The sequence below is a fragment of the Stenotrophomonas sp. YJH_SMC_106-19 genome, assembly GCF_059368375.1.
The window spans coordinates 657,912-672,661 of sequence record NZ_JCAFRQ010000001.1; the positions used below are offsets into that span (position 1 = coordinate 657,912).

Here is a 14,750-nt window from a genome sequence, read left to right on the forward strand (position 1 = left end):
GCTCGCCGGGCATGGCCCGGCGCTACCGCCATGGTCCCGCGTTACAAGGTGTCGGCCGGTACCCGCACGCTGCCTTCCATCAATACACGGGCGCTGCGGCTCATGATGGCCTTGGTCACTGTCCACTGGCCGTCAACGAGACCGGCCTGGGCGCCCACGCGCAGCGTGCCGGACGGATGCCCGAAGGTCACCGCCTCGCGCTGGCCACCGCCGGCGGCACGGTTGACCAGCGTGCCCGGAATCGCAGCAGCGGTACCGATCGCCACGGCGGCAGTGCCCATCATCGCGTGATGCAGCTTGCCCATCGACAGCGCACGCGCATGCAGATCGATGGCCGATGCCGGGATTGCCTTGCCGCTGGACGATACATAGTCCTGTGCCGGTGCCACGAACGCCACTTTCGGCGTGTGCTGGCGGGTCGCCGCCTCTTCCAGCGTCGAGATCAGGCCCATGCGCAGCGCACCGTGTGCACGGATGCTCTCGAACTTCTGCAGGGCAGCCTTGTCGTCGTTGATCGCCGGCTGCAGCTCGGTACCGCTGTAGCCCAGATCGGCCGCATTGAGGAAGATGGTCGGGATGCCGGCGGTGATCATCGTCACCTCGAAACTGCCCACGCCCGGCACATCCAGGGTATCGACCAGGTTGCCGGTCGGGAACATCGCGCCCGCGTCGCCATCATCGGAGGGATCTATGAACTCAAGCTGGATCTCGGCGGCCGGGAAGGTCACGCCATCCAGCTCGAAATCACCGATCTCCTGCACCTCGCCATTGCGCATCGGCACGTGGGCGATGATGGTCTTGCCGATGTTGGCTTGCCAGATGCGCACGGTGCACAGGCCGTCGCGCGGCACCCGGGCCGGATCGATCAGGCCGTTGGCGATGGCGAACGGACCCACCGCAGTGCTGAGGTTGCCACAGTTGCCGCTCCAGTCGACGAACGCGGTGTCGATCGAAACCTGGCCGTACAGATAGTCCACATCGTGATCGGGCACGGACGCACTGGAGATGATCACGCACTTGCTGGTGCTGGACGTGGCCCCGCCCATGCCATCGGTGTGCTTGCCATAGGGATCGGGCGACCCGATCACGCGCATCAGCAGCGCATCACGTGCCGGGCCCGGCACCTGTGCGGCTGCGGGCAGGTCCTGCAGGCGGAAGAACACGCCCTTGCTGGTGCCACCGCGCATGTAGGTGGCGGCAATGCGGAGTTGCGGAAGAAAGCTCATGGAACGGTTCCTTGCAATGAAAGACGGCCCGTTGCCGGGCCGTCGGTTGTCTCATGCCACCCGGGCACCTTCGAGGAAATCCTGGGCGAAGCGCTGCAGTACACCGCCCGCTTCGTAGATCGCCACTTCCTCGTCGCTGTCCAGGCGACAGGTGACCGGCACGATGATGTCCTGCCCATCGCGGCGGTGGATGACCAGGGTCAGGTCGGCGCGCGGCGTGCGCTCGCCCACCACGTCGAAGGTCTCGGTACCGTCGATGCCCAGGGTCAGCCGGGTGGTGCCCGGCTTGAACTCCAGCGGCAGCACGCCCATGCCGATCAGGTTGGTGCGGTGGATGCGCTCGAAGCCTTCCGCCGCGATCGCTTCCACGCCGGCCAGGCGCACGCCCTTTGCTGCCCAGTCACGCGAGCTGCCCTGGCCGTAGTCGGCACCGGCGATGATGATCAGCGGCTGCTTGCGCTCCATGTAGGTCTCGATCGCCTCCCACATGCGCATCACCTTGCCCTCCGGCTCCACCCGCGCCAGCGAGCCCTGCTTCACGCTGCCGTCGTCGTTGCGCACCATCTCGTTGAACAGTTTCGGGTTGGCGAAGGTGGCGCGCTGCGCGGTCAGGTGGTCGCCGCGGTGGGTTGCGTAGGAATTGAAGTCCTCTTCCGGCAGGCCCATCTTCGCCAGGTATTCGCCGGCGGCACTGGAGGCCAGGATTGCGTTGGACGGCGACAGGTGGTCGGTGGTGATGTTGTCCGGCAGCACCGCCAGCGCGCGCATGCCCGCCAGCGTGCGTTCACCGGCCAGCGCCCCCTCCCAGTACGGCGGGCGGCGGATGTAGGTGCTCTGCGGGCGCCAGTCATACAGCGGACTGACCGCCGCACCCTGCTCCACGCGCACGTTGAACATCGGGTTGTAGACGCTGCGGAACTGCTCGGGCTTCACCGCCGCCTTCACCACTGCATCGATCTCGGCATCGCTCGGCCAGATGTCCTTCAGGCGCACCTCGTTGCCGTCGGCGTCCACGCCAAGCACGTCCTTCTCGATGTCGAAGCGCATGGTGCCGGCAATGGCATAGGCGATCACCAGTGGCGGCGATGCAAGGAAGGCCTGCTTTGCGTAAGGATGGATGCGGCCATCGAAGTTGCGGTTACCCGACAGCACGGCCGTGGCATACAGGTCGCGGTCGATGATTTCCTGCTGGATCGCCGGATCCAGCGCACCGCTCATGCCGTTGCACGTGGTGCAGGCGAACGCGACGATGCCGAAGCCGAGCTTTTCCAGCTCCGGCAGCAGGCCGGCCTCTTCCAGATACAGCTGCACCGCCTTTGAACCCGGGGCCAGCGACGACTTGACCCACGGCTTGCGCAGCAGGCCGCGCTCGTTGGCCTTGCGCGCCAGCAGGCCGGCGGCGATCACGTTGCGCGGGTTGGAGGTGTTGGTGCAGCTGGTAATGGCGGCGATGATCACCGCGCCATCAGGCATCAGGCCCCGCAGCTGCTCGGCCTTGCCGGCATCGAGCTTGGCTGCGTCGGCGATGCCGCGCTCGGCCAGCTCGGCCACCGGCAGGCGGCGATGCGGATTGCTCGGGCCCGCCATGTTGCGGACCACGCTGGACAGGTCGAAGCGCAGCACGCGCTCGTACTGCGCCGTGGCCAGCGCATCGGCCCACAGACCGGTGCTGCGTGCGTAGTTCTCCACCAGCGCCACCTGCGATTCCTCGCGGCCGGTCAGGCGCAGGTAATCGATGGTCTGCCCGTCGATGTAGAACATCGCCGCGGTCGCGCCGTATTCCGGGCACATGTTGGAGATGGTGGCACGGTCACCGATGGTCAGCGCGGCCGCACCCTCGCCGAAGAATTCAAGCCAGGCGCCCACCACGCGTTCCTTGCGCAGGAACTCGGTCAGGGCCAGCACCACGTCGGTGGCGGTGATCCCTGGCTGTGGCCGACCGGTCAGTTCCACGCCGATGATGTCGGGCAGGCGCATCCACGACGCGCGGCCGAGCATCACGTTCTCGGCCTCCAGGCCGCCGACACCGATGGCGATCACGCCCAGCGCATCGACGTGCGGGGTATGGCTGTCGGTGCCCACGCAGGTATCCGGGAAGGCCACGCCGTCCTGCACGTAGATCACCGGCGACATCTTCTCCAGGTTGATCTGGTGCATGATGCCGTTGCCCGGCGGAATCACATCCACGTTCTGGAACGCCCGCTTGGTCCAGTCGATGAAATGGAAGCGATCCTCGTTGCGGCGATCCTCGATGGCGCGGTTCTTCTCGAATGCCTGCGGATCGAAACCACCGCACTCCACCGCCAGCGAGTGATCAACGATCAGCTGTACCGGCACCACCGGGTTGACCTTGGCCGGATCGCCGCCCTTGTCGGCGATCGCATCGCGCAGGCCGGCCAGATCCACCAGCGCGGTCTGGCCGAGAATGTCATGGCACACCACGCGCGCCGGGAACCAGGGAAAATCCAGGTCGCGGCGACGTTCGATCAGCTGCGTCAGCGAGGCGGTGAGCATCGCCGGATCGCAACGCCGTACCAGGTTCTCGGCCAGCACGCGCGAGACATACGGCAGCGTGGCGTAGGCGCCGGGCTGGATCGCATCGACCGCAGCGCGCGCATCGAAGTAGTCCAGCGGGGTGCCGGGGAGGGTCTTGCGGTAATCGGTATTCATGGGCTGGCGGAATGCTTGGGGCGGGCCGGATGCCGGCGAGCGGCAATGAAGGCATCCGGCCGGCACTGGGCCGACCGGATGGATGGATCACGCGGCGGTCAGGCGCGCTTGTCGATGGCCACGAACTCGCGATCTTCCGGGCCGATGTAGTTCGCGCTCGGACGGATGATCTTGCCGTCGATGCGCTGCTCGACGATGTGCGCGCTCCAGCCGGCGGTGCGGGCGATGACGAACAGCGGGGTGAACATTGCGGTCGGCACGCCCATCATGTGGTAGCTGACGGCGCTGAACCAGTCCAGGTTCGGGAACATTTTCTTGATGTCCCACATCACCGTCTCCAGGCGCTCGGCGATGTCGTACATCTTCATGCTCGACTGCTCTTCGGACAGCTCACGGGCGACGTCCTTGATCACCTTGTTGCGCGGGTCGGACACGGTGTACACCGGGTGGCCGAAGCCGATCACCACTTCCTTGCGCTCGACGCGGGCCTTGATGTCCTCTTCGGCCTCATCCGGGCTGTCGTAGCGCTTCTGCACCTCGAAGGCCACTTCGTTGGCGCCGCCATGCTTGGGGCCGCGCAGCGCGCCGATGCCACCGCAGATCGCACTGTACATGTCGCTGCCGGTACCGGCGATGACACGGCAGGTGAAGGTGGACGCATTGAACTCGTGCTCTGCGTACAGGATCAGCGAGGTGTGCATCGCCTTCACCCACGAATCCTGTGGCTTCTCGCCGTGCAGCAGGTGCAGGAAGTGGCCACCGATGGAATCGTCATCGGTTTCCACGTCGATGGCGCGGCCGTTGTGGCTCCAGTGGTACCAGTACAGCAGCATCGAGCCGAGGCAGGCCATCAGCTTGTCGGCGATGTCGCGTGCACCCGGATGGTTGTGGTCATCCTTTTCCGGCGCCACGCAGCCGAGCACCGACACGCCGGTGCGCATCACATCCATCGGGTGTGCCGACGGCGGCAGTTCTTCCAGCGCGGCTTTCACCGCGGCCGGGATGCCACGCAGCGACTTCAGCTTGGCCTTGTACGAAACCAGCTCGGCGCGGGTCGGCAGCTTGCCGTGCACCAGCAGGTACGCGATTTCCTCGAATTCGCTGGTGTTGGCCAGATCCAGGATGTCGTAGCCACGGTAGTGCAGGTCATTGCCGCTGCGACCGACGCTGCACAGCGCGGTGTTGCCGGCGGCAGTGCCGGACAGGGCGACGGACTTCTTCGGCTTGAAGGTCGGGGTTGCGGTCGTATCGTTCATGTTTCCCTCCGAAAACTTGATGGTGCAGGGTACTGCTTATTTCTTGGCGGCGAACAGTGCGTCGAGCTGCTGCTCGAACGCGTGGTAGCCGATGCGGTCGTACAGTTCTTCGCGGGTCTGCATGGCGTCGACCACGCTGCGCTGGTGACCGTCGCGGCGCACCGCCTGGTAGACGTTCTCCGCCGCCTTGTTCGCCGCGCGGAACGCCGACAGCGGCAACAGCTGGATGGCGACCCCGGCCGAGGCCAGCTCGTCGCGGCTGAACAGCGGCGTCGCACCGAATTCGGTGATGTTGGCCAGCACCGGCACCTTCACTGCATCGACGAAGCGGCGGTAGGTGTCCAGATCGTAGGCAGCCTCGGCGAAGATGCCATCAGCGCCCGCTTCGACACAGGCGATGGCGCGCTCGATGGCCTTGTCCACGCCATCCACCTGGATGGCATCGGTGCGTGCGATCAGGAAGAAATCCGGATCGGTCTTTGCATCAGCGGCGGCCTTCACGCGGTCGACCATCTCACCCTGCGAAACGATCTCCTTGCCGGGACGGTGACCACAGCGCTTGGCGCCGACCTGGTCCTCGATGTGGCAGGCGGCCGCGCCGGCCTTGATCAGCGACTTCACGGTGCGCGCGATGTTGAACGCGCTGGGTCCGAAGCCGGTATCGATGTCCACCATCAGCGGCAGGTCGCAGACGTCGGTGATGCGGCGCACGTCCACCAGCACGTCTTCCAGGGTGTTGATGCCCAGGTCCGGCAGGCCCAGCGAGCCTGCGGCAACACCACCGCCGGACAGGTAGATGGCGCGGAAGCCGGCGCGCTTGGCCAGCAGGGCGTGGTTGGCGTTGATCGCACCGATCACCTGCAGCGGCGATTCGGCGGCCAGAGCCTCGCGGAAGCGGGCACCGGCGGAAGAAGGGGCGGAAGCGGTCATGCGGCAATCCATGTTGAGGAACAGGTGGGCAGGCGCAAGCACCATGCCAAGCTGCAAGCGATTGATTTCAAAGGCATGATCGGCTAACAGCGATGAAACATATGAAACATTGAAACAGATGTATCATGAAACACTCCCGTGCTGGTGTCCGCCCCATGTACCTGCCCCGCTCGCCCCTGCGCCATGCCGACGCCGACCCCGGTCGCCCGGTGATCTGGACGGTCAGCGTTTCGCGGCTGACCGGCCTGCTGGGTGACGTCATTCCCGAGTTCGACCGCCGCGCGCGCATCGAACAGATCAACCTCGGCTTCGAAGAGGCAGTGGAGGTGATCGGCCAACGCCTGCGCCGCGAGCACTGCGACGTGGTGATTGCCGGTGGCTCGAACGCGGCCTGGCTGCGCAGTCGGCTCGACCTGCCGCTGGTGCCGATCCAGGCCAACGGCTTCGACCTGATGGAGGCTCTGGCGCGCGCGCGCCGCATCGCCGCACGCATCGGCCTGGTCACCCATGCCAGCGACGTGCCGGTGTTCAGCGGCTTCCAGCAGAGCTTCGGCCTGGATATCGAGCACCGCCGCTTCGTCACCCGCGAAGATGCGCGCGACTGCATCGCCGATCTGCGTGCCAACGGCATCGAAGTGATCGTCGGCACCGGGATGGCCATCGACCATGCCGAGCAGGCCGGGCTGCCGGGCGTGCTGCTGTATTCGGCCGACTCGGTACGGCAGGCCTTCGAGCATGCGCTGGAACTGACCCAGACCCTGGCACGCTCGGTGGGTCCACGCCCCACCATGCGGCGCAGTGCCACCCCGCGCGGCGATGCATACGCGCTGCTCGGCGACAGCGAGGCGATGGCGCAGGTGCGCGCACAGATCGCGCTCTATGCACCGCACGACAGCACCGTGCTGGTCACCGGCGAGACCGGTACCGGCAAGGAACTGGTGGCACGGCAACTGCACGCCGCCAGCGGCCGGCGCGGTCGTTTCGTCGCGCTGAACTGCGGCGCGATCAGCGAATCGCTGCTGGAAGCCGAACTGTTCGGCTACAGCGATGGCGCCTTCACGGGCGCACGTCGTGGCGGCCGGGTCGGCCTGGTCGAAGCGGCCGATGGCGGCACACTGTTCCTTGACGAGATCGGCGAGCTGCCCTTGCCGCTGCAGACCCGCCTGCTGCGCGTGCTGGAAGAACGTGAAGTGCTGCGCGTCGGCGCCACCGAACCAACACCCGTGGACCTGCGGGTGGTGGCCGCGACGCTGCAGTCGCTGGAGCATCGCGCAGCTGCCGGCAGCTTCAGGCGCGACCTCTACTACCGGCTGGCGGCACTGCGCATCGCACTGCCCCCGCTGCGTGCCCGGCGCGCTGACATCCCGCTGCTGACCCGGCACTTCTTCCGCCAGCTGCGCGGTATCGACGCCCCCCTGGACCAGGACGCGATGGCAGTGCTGGGTGCCGCCGACTGGCCGGGCAATGTGAGAGAACTGCGCAATCTGGTCGACCGCCTGCGCATCCACTGGCAGCCGGCAGACGGGATGATCGACGCTGGGCGCCTGCTGCAGCTGGCGCCGGAACTGGCGCGCGAAAGCACCCCGTCCCTGCGGCTGGAAAGCAATGGCAGGCGCCCGGCACGGGCCCAGCTGCAGGCGCTGCTGCAGGAACACCGCAATGACCGCGAAGGCATGGCCCAGGTGCTCGGCGTGTCACGCACCACCTTGTGGCGCTGGCTGCGCGCGGAAGGACTGTAGGCAGGCGCAGCGCGGACCGCGCGGCGCGCCGCCAGCCAAGATTGGCACTACCCCCGCGTGGCCGCGTCCAGCGGCATGCGGAAATAGACCACCCGCTCGGTCTCTTCAAAGCCACAGGCGCGGTGTGCCGCGTGCGCCTCTACGTCCTCCAGGCGGCTGTCCGAGGCCAGCTCGCTGCAGCCCGCGTCCCGCGTCCACGCCTGCACTTCCGCCAGCAGGGCACGGCCGACAGCGCGGCCCTGCCACTGCGGCGTTACATACCAGCCTTCCAGGAACCCGACCGGCGAGGAACCGGTGCCGTTCACATAATCGTGGCGCAGGCGTACCTCGGCGAAACCGACCGCCTCACCATCAGCCGCGCACGCCAGGAACACCCCACCTTCCGGATCGGCCAGCGATTGCGCCAGCTCCTCCAGCGGATCATCGGCGTCGGGCCACAGGCCCACGCGCAGCCGCGACCATGCAGCGGCATCGGCCGGTGTGGCCTGGCGGATCGTGGCAGCGCAGCCGCTCACGGATACAACAGGCGCTTGCTCCAGCGCCCCTCGGCGCCGGCTTCATAGCACCACCGCTCGTGCAGGCGGAACTGCGCGCCGTACCAGAACTCGATGCGGTCGGGCACCACGCGCAGGCCACTCCAGCCGTCCGGACGCGGCACGTCCTTGCCCTCGAAACGTGCCTCGACCTCGGCCACGCGCGCATCGAACTCTTCGCGCGTTGCAAGCGTCTTCGACTGCTGCGAGGCCCACGCGCCGATCTGGCTCATGCGCGGACGGCTGGCGAAATAGGCGTCTGCTTCCGCATCGGCCACCTGTTCGACACGGCCTTCGATGCGCACCTGGATGCCGGCCTCGCGCAGGCTGCGCCACAGGAACAGCAGGGCCGCCTGCGGATTGGCCCGCAGCTCCTGGCCCTTGTGGCTGTCCAGGTGGGTATAGAACACGAAGCCACGCTCATCGAAGGCCTTCAGCAGCACGGTGCGCGCCGATGGACGACCGTGCAGGTCGGCACTGGCCAAGGTCATCGCGTTGGGCTCGACCTCGCGGCTCTGTTTGGCCTCGTCGAACAGGGCCGCAAACGTGGACAGGGCTTCGGCGTACAGGTCGCTCATGATTGCGTTCTTCTCACACGGATTGATCTATTGTGGCGGCATGGTCGCTGCTGCGTATATGCCCCAGGTGAAAGGATTTCCCGAAACATTGGCCGAGCAGGCACTGGATGATGCGCTGGGCAGCGGCGCGGCGGTTCCAGTATTGGCGATCAGCGGGCTGCAGGGGAGCGGCAAATCGACGCTGGCCGAGCAGGTGGTGGCGCGCGCCCGGAACCGGGGCCTGAACGCCGCGACGCTGTCCATCGATGATGTCTACCTGACGCGCGCGCAACGGCAGCGGCTGGCACGCCAGGTCCATCCGCTGTTGATCACCCGGGGGCCGCCGGGCACCCACGACCTGCCGCTGGTCCACGCGCTGCTCGATGCCGCCGCCGCGCGCGAACCACTGGCGCTGCCGCGCTTCGACAAGCTGGCCGACGAGCGCCTGCCACAGGCGCAGTGGCCACGGCTGGAAAAGCCGCTGGACCTGCTGGTGTTCGAAGGCTGGTTCCTGGGCACACCGGCGCAGGACGAATCCGAACTGGCTCAGCCGTTGAACGCCCTTGAACGTGATGCCGACAGCGATGGCCGCTGGCGCCACTGGTGCAACCAGGCCCTGGGGCGCGACTACCCGGCATTGTGGCAACGCTGTGACCGCCTGTGGTTCCTGCAGCCGCCGGACTTCTCGGTAGTACCGCGCTGGCGCTGGCAGCAGGAGCAGAGCCTGCAGGCGGCCCAGCCCGGCCGGCATGGCATGAGCCGGCCGCAGCTGGAGCGCTTCGTGCAGTACTTCGAGCGGGTCAGCCGGCAGGCGCTGCATGCACTGCCGGCCCTCGCCGACCGGGTGGTGGTGCTGGATGCGCAGCGCCAGGTACAGGCACTGCGCTGAGGCCCCTCATTCCACCAGGAAGGTCACCCGCAGATTGACCCGCCACTCGGTGATCTCACCGCTGCCATTGGTGACCACCTTGGTCTCGTTGATCCAGGCCCCCTGGATGCCCTTCACGGTTCCGGAGACCTTCTTCAGGCCGCTGCGCACGGCATCCTCCACGCTCGTGGGCGAAGAGGCGGTGATTTCGATGACCTTGGCAACCGACATGGCCTGTACTCCGTTGAACGCGGGAATCCCCGCAGGAAGTCCCACCCTGACGTGAAGGACGTAAAGGCCGGGGCACGGAGGTGTTAGCATCAGGGTGCATGAATCCTGCTCCGAACCTGATCCTGATCGGCCCGATGGGCGCCGGCAAAACCTGCATCGGCCGCCGCCTCGCCGAGCGCTTCACGCTGGACTTCGTCGATGTCGACCAGTCCATCGTCGACGCCGCCGGAGCCAGCATTCCCACGATCTTCGAGCACTCCGGCGAAACCGGCTTCCGCAGCCTCGAGCGCGACGCGCTGGCCCGCCTCCTGCAGGGCCACGGCCAACTGGTCTCGACCGGCGGCGGAGCGGTACTGGACCCGGACAACCGGGCATTGATCGCCCGCCGTGGCTTCGTGGTCTACCTGCGCGTCAGCGTGACCGCGCAACTGGAACGGCTGGCCCGCGACAAGGCCCGGCCGTTGCTGCAGCGCCCCGACCGCGAGCAGGTGCTGCATGACCTGGCCGCCCATCGCGATCCGCTGTACCGCGAACTGGCCGACCTCACCCTTGATACCGACCCGTACACCGCTGCCGACGCCACCGCCCAGCTGGTCGTCAAGCTCGCCGCGCAATGGCAGCGCCAGGACCTGATCGCATGACTTCCCCCACTCCGCTGCAGGTCGCCGTTGGCGGTGACCGCCCTTACACCATCTCCATCGGCGCCGGCGTCCAGAGCGATGGCCCTGCCCTCGCCCGCCACGTGCGGGGGCGCCACGTCCTGCTGCTCAGCGACAGTGACGTCGCCCCGCTGTACCTGGCGCGGCTGAAGCAGACCCTGCTGGCCGCGCGTTCGGACCTGGTCGTCGGCGAACACGTGCTGGCTGCCGGCGAAGCCTCCAAGACCCTGGCCGAATTCGGCCGCGCCATCGAAGCGCTGGCAGCCCTGGGCGCCACCCGCGATGCCTGTGTGTTCGCGCTCGGTGGGGGTGTCGTCGGCGACCTGGCCGGCTTCGCCGCAGCCTGCTGGATGCGGGGCATCGACTGCGTGCAGCTGCCGACCACGCTGCTGGCGATGGTCGATTCGTCGGTGGGCGGCAAGACTGCCGTAGACATTCCTGCCGGCAAGAATCTGGTCGGCGCCTTCCATCCGCCGCGCGCGGTGGTGGCCGATACCGCGGTGCTGGCCACCCTGCCGCCGCGCGAGCTGCGCGCGGGGCTGGCCGAGGTGGTGAAGTACGGCGCACTGGGCGATGCGGATTTCTTCGACTGGCTGCAGCACCACGCCGACGCGCTGTCCGCTGGCGAGGACGCGGTGCTGGCCGAAGCCATCGCCCGCAGCTGCAGGCACAAGGCCGCCATCGTCGAGCGCGATCCGTTCGAGAAGGGGGAGCGTGCCCTGCTGAACCTCGGCCACACCTTCGGCCATGCCATCGAAACCGAACAGGGCTATTCGGCGCCGGGCCGCGATGCGCTGAACCATGGCGAGGCGGTGGCAGTGGGCATGGTGCTGGCGGCCAGGCTGTCCACCGATCTCGGCCTGGCCGACGATGCCGACCGCGCGCGCCTGCAGGCGCTGCTGGAAAGGCTCGGGCTGCCGGTCGCGATCCCGGCCGGCCTGGATCCGCAGGCCCTGCTCGGCCGCATGCGGCTGGACAAGAAGAACGTGGCCGGTCGACTGCGCCTGGTGCTCTGGCGCGGCATGGGTCGGGCCGAGGTGGTGCCGGACGTGGATGAAGCAGCGGTATTGAAGGTGCTGGGCCAGGGTTGATCGCTTCCGCGTTCGCCGGGCATGGCCCGGCGCTACCCGGGTTTCCTGAGCGTCCGCCGGGCATGGCCCGGCGCTACCGCGTTGCGGCCGGGGTCACCCTGGCCCCGCTACAATCGGGCCATGCATGTCTACCTGCAACATCCCGAGGCCGGTGCGCAGGCACCGCGGTTCCTGCGCCTGAGCCTGCAGCCGGATCTTTTCGGCGGCTGGGAGCTGCTGCGCGAAAGCGGCCGCGTCGGTGGCCGCTCGCAGCTGCGCCGCGAGCTGTTCCTGCAGGCCGACGAAGCCCGCCACGCCTTCGAGAAGGCGCGCGATGCCGAACTGCATCGTGGCTTCCAGATCCTTTCGCACGGCGACTGATGCCGCTGCCCACCTTCGATCCAAGGAACGTTCAACGTGACCAGCCCTCTCCGCAATGATCGCCTGCTACGCGCTCTGCGCCGCGAACCGGTGGATTGCACGCCCGTCTGGCTGATGCGCCAGGCCGGCCGCTACCTGCCGGAGTACCGCGCGACCCGGGCCAAGGCCGGCAGCTTCCTGGCGATGGCCAAGAACCCGGAGATCGCCTGCGAAGTCACCCTGCAGCCGCTGCGGCGTTTCCCGTTGGATGCCGCCATCCTGTTCTCGGACATCCTCACCATCCCCGACGCGATGGGGCTGGAGCTGTACTTCGTCGAAGGCGAAGGCCCCAAGTTCCGCCACCCGGTACGTGACGAAGCCGCCATCGCCAGGCTGGCGGTGCCGGACATGGAGCAGGACCTGGGCTACGTGATGGATGCGGTGCGCCTGATCCGCCGCGAGCTGGATGGCCAGGTGCCGCTGATCGGTTTCTCCGGCAGCCCATGGACACTGGCCTGCTACATGGTGGAAGGCGGCGGCAGCAAGGATTTCTCGCGCATCAAGGCCATGGCGCTGAACCACCCGCGGGCGCTGCACCGCCTGCTGGAGGTCACCACCGACGCGGTCATCGCCTACCTGGGCGCGCAACGCGCCGCGGGCGCGCAGGCCCTGCAGGTATTCGACACCTGGGGCGGCGTGCTGTCGCCGGCGATGTACCGCGAATTCTCGCTGCGCTACCTGCAGCGGATTGCCCAGGGCCTGGACCGTGGCGAAGGCAGCGAGCGTACGCCGCTGATCCTGTTCGGCAAGGGCACCGGCCTGCACCTGGAAGCACTGTCGCAGACCGGTGCGGATGCACTGGGCCTGGACTGGACGCTGGACCTGGACGAAGCGCTGCGCCGCACCGGTGGTCGCGTTGCCCTGCAGGGCAACCTCGACCCCACCACGCTGTACGCTTCGCCCGATGCGATCGCCACCGCTGCCGCGCGCGTGCTCGATACCTACGCCGCCGGCAATGGCGGGTCGCGCGAGGGCCACGTGTTCAACCTTGGCCATGGCATGTCACCGGACATGGACCCGGCCCACGTGCAGGTACTGGTCGACGCGGTGCACGCGCACAGCCAGCGCTGAGCAGTGCGCATGCGGTTGCGGCGCGGTGTTGATCGCGCCGTGACCCGCAGTGCGCGATCATGGCGCCCCCACGTTGCACCGGCCACAACCCATGTCCACATCGCCATCGACCTACAACCGCCAGCGCCCCCTGCTGTGGCTGGTGTCCCTGGCGATCTTCATGCAGATGCTGGACTCGACCATCGTCAACACGGCGCTGCCGGCGATGGCGGCCAGCCTGGGCGAGAGTCCGCTGCAGATGCAGTCGGTGGTGTTCAGCTATGCACTGGCGGTCGCCACGTTCATTCCCGCCTCCGGCTGGATCGCTGACCGCTACGGCACCCGGCGCACCTTCCTGGTGGCGATCATCCTGTTCACCCTCGGCTCGCTGGCCTGCGCGCTGGCCCAGCACCTGCATCAGCTGGTGGGTGCCCGCGTGCTGCAGGGCATCGGCGGTGCGATGCTGCTGCCGGTCGGCCGCCTGGCGGTGATGCGTTCGGTGCCGCGCGAGGACTTCCTGCGTGCGATGAGCTTCATCGCCATCCCCGCCCTGATCGGCCCCTTGATCGGCCCGACGCTGGGCGGCTGGCTGGTCGAGATCGCCTCCTGGCACTGGGTGTTCCTGATCAACCTTCCGATCGGCGTGATCGGCTTCATCGCTGCGATGAAGATCATGCCGGACCATTACGCCAGCCACCGCACCCGCTTCGACCTGCGCGGCTACATCATGCTGGCCTTTGCGATGGTGGTGCTGTCGCTGGCGCTGGACGGCATCTCCGGGCTGGGTACGCCGCACGCGCTGGTGATGCTGATGACCGTGGCGGGGCTGGCCGCACTGGTGGGCTATTGGCTGCACGCGGCCAACTCGACCGCGCCGTTGTTCTCGCTGGCGCTGTTCCGTGTGCCCAGCTATCGCATCGGCATCCTCGGCAACCTGTTCTCACGCATCGGCAGCAGCGCCATGCCGATGCTGATTCCGCTGCTGCTGCAGGTGGGCCTTGGCCTGGGACCGATGAACGCCGGACTGATGATGGTACCGGTGGCCGCGGCCGGCATGGTCTCCAAGCGGCTGGCGGTGAAGCTGGTCGAACGCTACGGCTATCGGCGCGTGCTGATGACCAACACCGTGCTGGTGGGCCTGGCCATGGCCAGCTTCATCCTGATGACGCCGGGCCAGCACCTGGGCTGGCGCCTGCTGCAGCTGGCCTTCTTCGGTGCGGTCAATTCGCTGCAGTTCACCGTGATGAACACCGTGACCCTGCGCGATCTGGATCGGGAGTTCGCCAGTTCGGGCAACAGTCTGCTGTCGATGGTGATGATGCTGGCTGCCGGCTTCGGCGCGGCGGCGGCGGGCAGCCTGCTGGCCGCCTTCGGCACGCACCTGGAGGGCCACGGCGCGACGGCGGCGTTGCACGCCACGTTCCTGTGCGTGGGCGCGATCACACTGACTTCGACGATGATCTTCTGGCAGTTGCCGGACACCAAGCCCGAACCCCGCCAGGTCGAACACGTCGCGGAGTAGCCTGCCGGACTGTGCCCGG

At 67.6% G+C, this 14,750-nt stretch carries 14 protein-coding genes; 7 read left to right on the forward strand and 7 right to left on the reverse strand.

Features of this window, described 5'->3' with window-relative positions:
* Nucleotides 1-41: 41 nt before the first annotated feature.
* From prpF to prpB, 4 genes are all read right to left on the reverse strand, one after another.
* Nucleotides 42-1,226 (reverse strand): 2-methylaconitate cis-trans isomerase PrpF, encoded by a 1,185-nt coding sequence (gene prpF / locus AC5P5M_RS03000; RefSeq protein WP_053518644.1) that lies wholly within the window; start codon nt 1,224-1,226, stop codon nt 42-44.
* Nucleotides 1,227-1,277: 51 nt separating this feature from the next.
* Entirely contained in the window at nt 1,278-3,896 is a 2,619-nt protein-coding gene (acnD, locus tag AC5P5M_RS03005; RefSeq protein ID WP_164151582.1) for a Fe/S-dependent 2-methylisocitrate dehydratase AcnD, read from the reverse strand.
* Between the two features lie 98 nt (nt 3,897-3,994).
* Nucleotides 3,995-5,152, reverse strand: a complete 1,158-nt coding sequence (gene prpC / locus AC5P5M_RS03010; RefSeq protein WP_053518648.1) for a bifunctional 2-methylcitrate synthase/citrate synthase — start codon at nt 5,150-5,152, stop codon at nt 3,995-3,997.
* A gap of 36 nt (nt 5,153-5,188) precedes the next feature.
* Nucleotides 5,189-6,082: a methylisocitrate lyase gene (prpB, locus tag AC5P5M_RS03015; protein ID WP_481526451.1), complete on the reverse strand. Its 894-nt coding sequence runs from the start codon at nt 6,080-6,082 to the stop codon at nt 5,189-5,191.
* A gap of 155 nt (nt 6,083-6,237) precedes the next feature.
* On the opposite strand from prpB, the gene prpR reads away from it, so the two are divergent.
* The gene (gene prpR / locus AC5P5M_RS03020; RefSeq protein ID WP_495205549.1) at nt 6,238-7,821 is read left to right on the forward strand and encodes a propionate catabolism operon regulatory protein PrpR; all 1,584 of its coding nucleotides are present in this window, start codon (nt 6,238-6,240) and stop codon (nt 7,819-7,821) included.
* A 47-nt stretch (nt 7,822-7,868) separates the two neighbouring features.
* On the opposite strand, the gene aacA is transcribed toward prpR, so the two are convergent.
* Nucleotides 7,869-8,336, reverse strand: a complete 468-nt coding sequence (gene aacA / locus AC5P5M_RS03025) for an aminoglycoside 6'-N-acetyltransferase (RefSeq protein WP_495205550.1) — start codon at nt 8,334-8,336, stop codon at nt 7,869-7,871.
* Nucleotides 8,333-8,932 carry a pyridoxamine 5'-phosphate oxidase gene (gene pdxH / locus AC5P5M_RS03030; RefSeq protein ID WP_193396758.1) on the reverse strand — a complete coding sequence of 200 codons (600 nt, stop codon included), beginning with the start codon at nt 8,930-8,932 and terminating at the stop codon, nt 8,333-8,335. The genes aacA and pdxH overlap by 4 nt, the downstream gene beginning before the upstream one ends.
* Nucleotides 8,933-8,972: 40 nt before the next feature.
* On the opposite strand from pdxH, the gene AC5P5M_RS03035 reads away from it, so the two are divergent.
* A complete protein-coding gene (locus AC5P5M_RS03035) occupies nt 8,973-9,800 on the forward strand; it encodes a kinase (protein ID WP_197601065.1) in 828 nt (275 codons plus the stop codon).
* A gap of 6 nt (nt 9,801-9,806) precedes the next feature.
* On the opposite strand, the gene AC5P5M_RS03040 is transcribed toward AC5P5M_RS03035, so the two are convergent.
* A complete protein-coding gene (locus AC5P5M_RS03040; RefSeq protein ID WP_053518657.1) occupies nt 9,807-10,010 on the reverse strand; it encodes a dodecin family protein in 204 nt (67 codons plus the stop codon).
* A gap of 98 nt (nt 10,011-10,108) precedes the next feature.
* Between AC5P5M_RS03040 and AC5P5M_RS03045 the strand changes: the two genes are divergently transcribed.
* The 5 genes from AC5P5M_RS03045 (at nt 10,109) to mdtD (ending at nt 14,731) form a co-directional block, all read left to right on the forward strand.
* Nucleotides 10,109-10,651, forward strand: coding sequence for a shikimate kinase (locus AC5P5M_RS03045; RefSeq protein ID WP_065174808.1), 543 nt, complete (start codon nt 10,109-10,111; stop codon nt 10,649-10,651).
* Nucleotides 10,648-11,760, forward strand: a complete 1,113-nt coding sequence (gene aroB / locus AC5P5M_RS03050) for a 3-dehydroquinate synthase (protein ID WP_197601064.1) — start codon at nt 10,648-10,650, stop codon at nt 11,758-11,760. Before AC5P5M_RS03045 ends, aroB begins: the two co-directional genes overlap by 4 nt.
* Nucleotides 11,761-11,880: 120 nt before the next feature.
* The gene (locus AC5P5M_RS03055; RefSeq protein WP_053518663.1) at nt 11,881-12,120 is read left to right on the forward strand and encodes a WGR domain-containing protein; all 240 of its coding nucleotides are present in this window, start codon (nt 11,881-11,883) and stop codon (nt 12,118-12,120) included.
* Between the two features lie 36 nt (nt 12,121-12,156).
* Nucleotides 12,157-13,230 (forward strand): uroporphyrinogen decarboxylase, encoded by a 1,074-nt coding sequence (gene hemE, locus AC5P5M_RS03060; RefSeq protein WP_414487986.1) that lies wholly within the window; start codon nt 12,157-12,159, stop codon nt 13,228-13,230.
* Between the two features lie 91 nt (nt 13,231-13,321).
* Entirely contained in the window at nt 13,322-14,731 is a 1,410-nt protein-coding gene (gene mdtD / locus AC5P5M_RS03065; RefSeq protein ID WP_065182627.1) for a multidrug transporter subunit MdtD, read from the forward strand.
* The last annotated feature ends 19 nt before the right edge of the window (nt 14,732-14,750 follow it).

What these genes read in the sequence shown, in the direction of transcription:
- prpF (WP_053518644.1), bottom strand. Translation starts at nt 1,226, where the DNA reads ATGAGCTTTCTTCCGCAACTCCGCATTGCCGCCACCTACATGCGCGGT.
- acnD (WP_164151582.1), bottom strand. Translation starts at nt 3,896, where the DNA reads ATGAATACCGATTACCGCAAGACCCTCCCCGGCACCCCGCTGGACTAC.
- prpC (WP_053518648.1), bottom strand. Translation starts at nt 5,152, where the DNA reads ATGAACGATACGACCGCAACCCCGACCTTCAAGCCGAAGAAGTCCGTC.
- prpB (WP_481526451.1), bottom strand. Translation starts at nt 6,082, where the DNA reads ATGACCGCTTCCGCCCCTTCTTCCGCCGGTGCCCGCTTCCGCGAGGCT.
- prpR (WP_495205549.1), top strand. Translation starts at nt 6,238, where the DNA reads ATGTACCTGCCCCGCTCGCCCCTGCGCCATGCCGACGCCGACCCCGGT.
- pdxH (WP_193396758.1), bottom strand. Translation starts at nt 8,932, where the DNA reads ATGAGCGACCTGTACGCCGAAGCCCTGTCCACGTTTGCGGCCCTGTTC.
- AC5P5M_RS03035 (WP_197601065.1), top strand. Translation starts at nt 8,973, where the DNA reads ATGGTCGCTGCTGCGTATATGCCCCAGGTGAAAGGATTTCCCGAAACA.
- AC5P5M_RS03040 (WP_053518657.1), bottom strand. Translation starts at nt 10,010, where the DNA reads ATGTCGGTTGCCAAGGTCATCGAAATCACCGCCTCTTCGCCCACGAGC.
- AC5P5M_RS03045 (WP_065174808.1), top strand. Translation starts at nt 10,109, where the DNA reads ATGAATCCTGCTCCGAACCTGATCCTGATCGGCCCGATGGGCGCCGGC.
- aroB (WP_197601064.1), top strand. Translation starts at nt 10,648, where the DNA reads ATGACTTCCCCCACTCCGCTGCAGGTCGCCGTTGGCGGTGACCGCCCT.
- AC5P5M_RS03055 (WP_053518663.1), top strand. Translation starts at nt 11,881, where the DNA reads ATGCATGTCTACCTGCAACATCCCGAGGCCGGTGCGCAGGCACCGCGG.
- mdtD (WP_065182627.1), top strand. Translation starts at nt 13,322, where the DNA reads ATGTCCACATCGCCATCGACCTACAACCGCCAGCGCCCCCTGCTGTGG.